At 60.8% G+C, this 5,507-nt stretch carries 6 protein-coding genes; 3 read left to right on the plus strand and 3 right to left on the minus strand.

Annotated features, from left to right (window positions below; all coding sequences use genetic code 11):
* On the minus strand, positions 1–204 hold a 204-nt coding region (locus VFO93_RS14315; protein ID WP_325132955.1), incomplete at its 3' end, for a hypothetical protein.
* A gap of 325 nt (positions 205–529) precedes the next feature.
* On the opposite strand from VFO93_RS14315, the gene sucD reads away from it, so the two are divergent.
* The gene (gene sucD / locus VFO93_RS14320) at positions 530–1,411 is read left to right on the plus strand and encodes a succinate--CoA ligase subunit alpha (RefSeq protein WP_325135069.1); all 882 of its coding nucleotides are present in this window, start codon (positions 530–532) and stop codon (positions 1,409–1,411) included.
* A 112-nt stretch (positions 1,412–1,523) separates the two neighbouring features.
* Positions 1,524–2,108, plus strand: coding sequence for a hypothetical protein (locus VFO93_RS14325; RefSeq protein WP_325135070.1), 585 nt, complete (start codon positions 1,524–1,526; stop codon positions 2,106–2,108).
* A 146-nt stretch (positions 2,109–2,254) separates the two neighbouring features.
* Here the strand turns inward: VFO93_RS14325 and VFO93_RS14330 are convergent, their stop codons facing one another.
* Positions 2,255–2,884, minus strand: a complete 630-nt coding sequence (locus VFO93_RS14330) for a hypothetical protein (RefSeq protein WP_325135071.1) — start codon at positions 2,882–2,884, stop codon at positions 2,255–2,257.
* 161 nt (positions 2,885–3,045) lie between these two features.
* Entirely contained in the window at positions 3,046–3,828 is a 783-nt protein-coding gene (locus VFO93_RS14335) for a hypothetical protein (RefSeq protein ID WP_325135072.1), read from the minus strand.
* Between the two features lie 193 nt (positions 3,829–4,021).
* Here VFO93_RS14335 and VFO93_RS14340 point away from each other — a divergent pair, with 193 nt between their 5' ends.
* A complete protein-coding gene (locus tag VFO93_RS14340) occupies positions 4,022–5,425 on the plus strand; it encodes a mercuric reductase (protein WP_325135073.1) in 1,404 nt (467 codons plus the stop codon).
* Positions 5,426–5,507: the final 82 nt, after the last annotated feature.

Genomic DNA, 5,507 nt, shown 5'->3' on the forward strand with positions numbered 1-5,507 from the left:
TCTGGTAGCGCGGCCATTCACGTAGAACGTGGTGCCGGGCGTGAGCGTGTAAGTGCCGTTGGTGAGTACCAGGTCGCCGAGCACTTGGTAGTCGCCGGCGTAGCTGTTGCCGCCGCTCAGGGTGGTCGTTTGCCCGGCGGCACCCAGCAGGTGGCTGGCCGGAATGCTCACGGGCGGCGGGCAGTTGGTGCTAGCTTGTCCCATGGCTATTGCGCTCCAGAGCCAGCCTGCCAGCAGCAGCAGCCAGCGGTGTGTGTAGGCTTGTCATCAGTAGAAAAAGAAATAAAAAGTGAGAAAATAAACCTGCCGCAAGCCCTTACGCTAAGCCCTTGGGCTAGCGCCGGTTGCCGTTGGCGGTGGCAAGGTAGGCAGCCAGCCGGTATGTAAGAAAGTATTTTTTGCCATTTTCCAGCTAAGCGGGGCCGTGCGGCCGGCCCCGCCGGGCGCGGCCGGCCGGCGGCCTCTTGCCACGGCCCCAAAATGCCCTACTTTTGCCGCTACTTACATTTCCCCCACAAGTCAGCCGCCCATGAGCGTTCTCGTCAATAAAGATTCCAAGGTTATCGTGCAGGGCTTCACCGGCTCGGAAGGCTCGTTCCACGCGCAGCAAATGATGGACTACGGCACCCAGGTAGTGGGCGGCGTTACGCCCGGCAAGGGCGGCACCGAGCACCTCGGCCGGCCCGTGTTCAACACCGTGGCCGACGCCGTGGCCGCTACCCAGGCCGATACCAGCATCATTTTCGTGCCCCCGGCGTTCGCCGCCGACGCCATTCTGGAAGCCGCCCAAGCTGGTATTAAAGTAATCGTGACCATCACGGAAGGCATTCCGACCAAGGACATGATTGCCGTGAAGCACTACCTCAAGGACCGCCCCGGCATCACGATGGTAGGCCCCAACTGCCCCGGCGTTATCACGGCCGGCGAGTGCAAGGTGGGCATCATGCCCGGCTTCATCTTCACCAAGGGCCGCGTGGGCATCGTGTCCAAGTCGGGCACGCTGACCTATGAGGCTGTAGACCAGCTCACCAAAGCCGGCCTGGGCCAGACCACGGCCATCGGCATCGGCGGCGACCCCATCATCGGCACCACCACCAAGCAGGCGGTAGAGCTGCTGATGAACGACCCCGAAACCGAGGGCATCGTGATGATAGGCGAAATCGGCGGCGGCATGGAAGCCGAAGCCGCCCGCTGGATTAAGGAAACCGGCAACAAGAAGCCCGTGGTAGGCTTCATCGCCGGCCAAACCGCGCCTCCCGGCCGCCGCATGGGCCACGCCGGTGCCATCGTAGGCGGCGCCGACGACACGGCCGCCGCCAAAATGGCCATCATGCGCGAGTGCGGCATCCACGTCGTGGATTCGCCCGCCGAGATTGGCGACACCATGCTCAAGGCGCTGAGCGGCAAGTAGTACCAACACACCAAATGACAAAAGTCTGGTGGCTACCGATAACTGGTGGCCGCCAGACTTTTTTGTGTAGCTTTTGGCGTCTTAGAAAACGAAGCTATTCAGCCAACAAATTATGCGTAAAGCGCTCCTCACGTTCAGCATCCTTACCGTTCTCGGGGTCGCCACAAGTTGCCAGAGTATGCTGAAAGGTATGCTGGGCATTAAAGAAGAGCAGGCGCTATCTGATAGCCAAGTATATACCTATGCCAAGCAGCAGGGCTGGCAAACGCTGGAATTGCGCCGAGTAGATTCCGTTGCTTACGCTGCGCTGCGGCACGAAATCTATAAACCAGGCTGGCCAATGGGTTTTCGGCCGTTGCAATTTCTAGTGTACTCCCCCCAAGGCAAGCTAGTGGCGCAGTATGCCTCCTGCGAGGGGAGGCTAACAGACCAGAATCTCGCGGTTTTTCCGCCCACCGGCCTGCAACTACCCGACACTACACGTCGCCTCGCACAGCTGTTGCATAGCTGCCACCCCATTGGGCCAGCAGTGGCTCCTTCCTCCGGCGAGTACATCATGGCCGTATACTGGATTAGCTGGATGGGGCGGCAGTCTACCCAACTGGTCGAGCGGATGCGTCAGTACGCGGCGGCGCATCCCGAACAAAAAATCCGGGTAGTTTTGGTAAATGCCGACTACTACCGCGGCATGATGTAGCATCCGACACCGCGCGAATCCACGTCGTGGATGCGCCCGCCGAGATTGGCGACACCATGCTGAAAGCGCTGGGCGGCAAGTAGGCCGTTGCTTTTTTTGCATCAAAAAGCCTTGGCTGTAGTCAAGGCTTTTTTGTTGAAACAAGCTTAGGGTATATCCGAGAAATAGTCGACGAAATAGTCGGTATTCTCCCCTTCGTAGACTTCGCGGAATGTTTTTTTAGGCTCTCCTAACTCTGCCCGCATTTGTTGTTCGACTTCTTCAAGCGCTTTGTCTTCGTACCAATACGTAGTTAGCGGATGCGCATTATCGGCCAGGTAAATTGCTCGGTCGCCACCGAACGTGCGCGCTACTTGCCGCAGGTAGCGGCGCCACTCGTTGCGCACGGCAGTGGCTTCGGTACCATCCGCATGTTGCAGGCCAAACCACTGGCGATAGCGATAAGGTGGAGAGAAAGACAGGATAGTGTACGGGTCGAAGGAAAGCCTTAGGTCGTAAGGTCCATCAAAATCAATCGTTTTTGAATCAGACGTATCGAAATCGTAATAGCGCGGGTCTTCGATGAGCGGCTGCCAGCGTGTGGCCTTCGCCTTCGCCAAGGCTATGCGCTGCTGCGGACTAGCCTTGTACCAGTCGCTCGTGTATTCGAGCAAAAATCCTTGGTTGTCCAGCTCCATGGCATCCAGCTTGGGTTGAATGATGGCAATAATTTCGGCCAACGTCTTGCCCTCGAAAGGTATCCGATGGTTGAGCAATGAAATCAAATCAACTCCCATAATATAAGAGTAAGATACTAGAGCTATTTCCAAGTCAGTGTACAGGGCTTTGTAGAGACGCATCCTTGCGTCTCGCGTTATTCGGCTCGCCCAACGTGAGGCGCAAGGATGCGTCTCTACGCCCGCCTTCTGTACATCGATGCCGAAACCGCTCTAATTTACTACTGCTTGCGCCACAGCACGTGCGGGTAAAACGCTACCCCCACCGACAGGTACCCGCGGCCCAGCTTAAACTGCCGGGCGGGGTCGGCGCGGTCGGCGGCGGGGCGCTCGTTGTAGCCGAAGGTACTGGAGCTGCCCACGGCCAGCTGCATCTGCCACGGGCGCGGCCCGGCCGGTGGCCCCAGCCGCACAAACAGCATGGGCTCGCCGCGCAGCACCGGGCCCGCCTGCACGGGCACGCCCAGGTCGGTAACGTCGGTGAGGCGCACCTGCACCACCCGGTACGCCAGCCCCAGGCTCACGCGGGCGCTGGGCTGGTAGCCCGCGTAAACCTCGGCCGAATACTTGTGGTAGCGCGCGTCGAACTGGTGCTGTGTCGGGTTGCGAAAGCTAAAGAGGCGGGCGTTGCCATCGTCGTCGTAGCGGGCCTGGGCGTGCGCTTGCCCAAAACCCGCCAGGCCACCCACCAGCCAGTGCTGCCCCAGCGGCCAGTAGGTGCCCACGGCCAGCTCGTACTGCGCGGTTTGGGAATAGCTGCTGCTGTCGTTGGGCGCGGCCGAGTGGCCGCCGCCCTTGGTGCTGGCGGCGGCGCGCACCAGCAGGTGGCGCACCGGCGAGTAGGTAGCGCCCACGTCGAGGCGGTTGGTGAGCGACCAGGCGGCCGTGGCTTCCAGCTCGCCTTTGGCCTTGATGTCGGGGGCCGCGCCCAGCATGGGCGTGTACACCGAGCAGCCGCCCAGCAGCAGCGCGCCCAGCCACAGCAATGCGTAGCGTTGAATCATAAGCCAAAGGTGACTAGCGAAAATGCGAGCCGGAAAATACTTGCCGGCCGGCACTTACCAGCAGCTTTCCTGCCAAAGAGCCCGCCCGGCGGCCTGCGCGCTGCATGAAGATAATTGCCCGGCGGGGCCGGTCGCCGGCCGGGGTTTTGCGTATAGGCCAGGCCGCCTGTCCTGCGGCTTGCCCCGTATTGTTATGTCTGATTATTCCTGCGATGCGCTCATCATCGGCTCCGGCCAAGCCGGCAACCCGCTGGCTAAAGCCCTGGCCGAAGCCGGCCAGAAAGTGATTCTGGTAGAAGAAGCCCAGGTGGGCGGCTCGTGCCTCAACTACGGCTGCGTGCCCACCAAAACCCTGGTGGCCTCGGCCACCCGCGCCCACCAGGCGCGCACCGCCGCCGAGCTGGGCGTGCGCATCACGGGCGAGGTAGCGGTGGATATGGCCGCCGTAATGGCCCGCAAAAACCGCCTGCTCGACCAGTCGCGCCGCAAGCTGGCCGACTCGCTCAACCACGATTTCAAAAACCTGACGCTGGTGCGCGGCCACGCCACCTTCACCGGCCCGCACACGGTGCAGGTGCAGGAAACCAAAACCCGCACCAGCGAGATTACCGCCAAAAAGATATTCATTAACACTGGCACCCACGTGGCCGTGCCCGACGTGCCGGGCCTGGCCGAAGCGGGCTTTCTGAACACCACCGAAATCCTGGACCTCAACGAAGTACCCGAGCACCTGCTCATTTTGGGCGGCGGCTACATCGGGCTGGAGTTTGGGCAAATGTTCCTACGTTTCGGCAGCCGCGTCACGGTTATCGAAAACGGCGACCAGGTACTCGAGCACGAAGACAAGGATGTGTGCGACGAGCTGCAAAAGGCCCTCGAAGCTGAAGGCGTGGAGTTTATTCTAAAGGCCGAAGTACACAAGGTTTCGCGCAACGACGAAGGCCGCTACACCCTCAGCACGCACACGCCGCAGGGCGAGCGCCGCCTGCACGGCAGCCACCTGCTGGTAGCCACCGGCCGCCAGCCCAATACCAACCGCCTGGGCCTCGAAACAACTAGCGTAGAGCTGGATGAAAAAGGCTTTATCCAAGTCAACGACGCGCTGCAAACCAACGTGCCGCACATCTACGCGCTGGGCGACGTACACGGTGGGCCGCAGTTTACGCACATCAGCTACGACGATTTTCGGGTGGTACGCAACAATCTGCTGCACGAGGGACCGCGCCGCTCGGCCAAAAAACGGCCCCTGCCCTACTGCGTGTTTACCACGCCCCAGCTCGGCCGCATCGGCCTGAGCGAAGAGCAGGCCAAGGAGAAAAAAATCCCGTACCGCATGAGCTTCACGCCGGTCGAGAAAATCAGCCGCGCCCAGCAAACCGGCGAAACCGCCGGCTGCTGGAAGATACTGGTCGGCGACGACGACCAGATTCTGGGCGCCGCCATCCTGGGCGCCGAGGCCGGCGAAATCATGACCATCATCCAGGTGGCGATGGCCGGCGAGCTACCTTACCAGGAGCTGGAAGAGATGGTTATCGCCCACCCCATCTGGGCTGAAGGGCTGAACGTGGCGTTCCGGGAGTTGAAGAAAGGGAAGTAGAAACGAGTCATGCTGAACGCAGTGAAGCATCTCTGGCGCACCATTTGGATTGTAGTCCAACGATGCGCCAGAGATGCTTCAC

Source organism: Hymenobacter sp. (genome assembly GCF_035709525.1).
Classification (GTDB): Bacteria; Bacteroidota; Bacteroidia; order Cytophagales; family Hymenobacteraceae; genus Hymenobacter.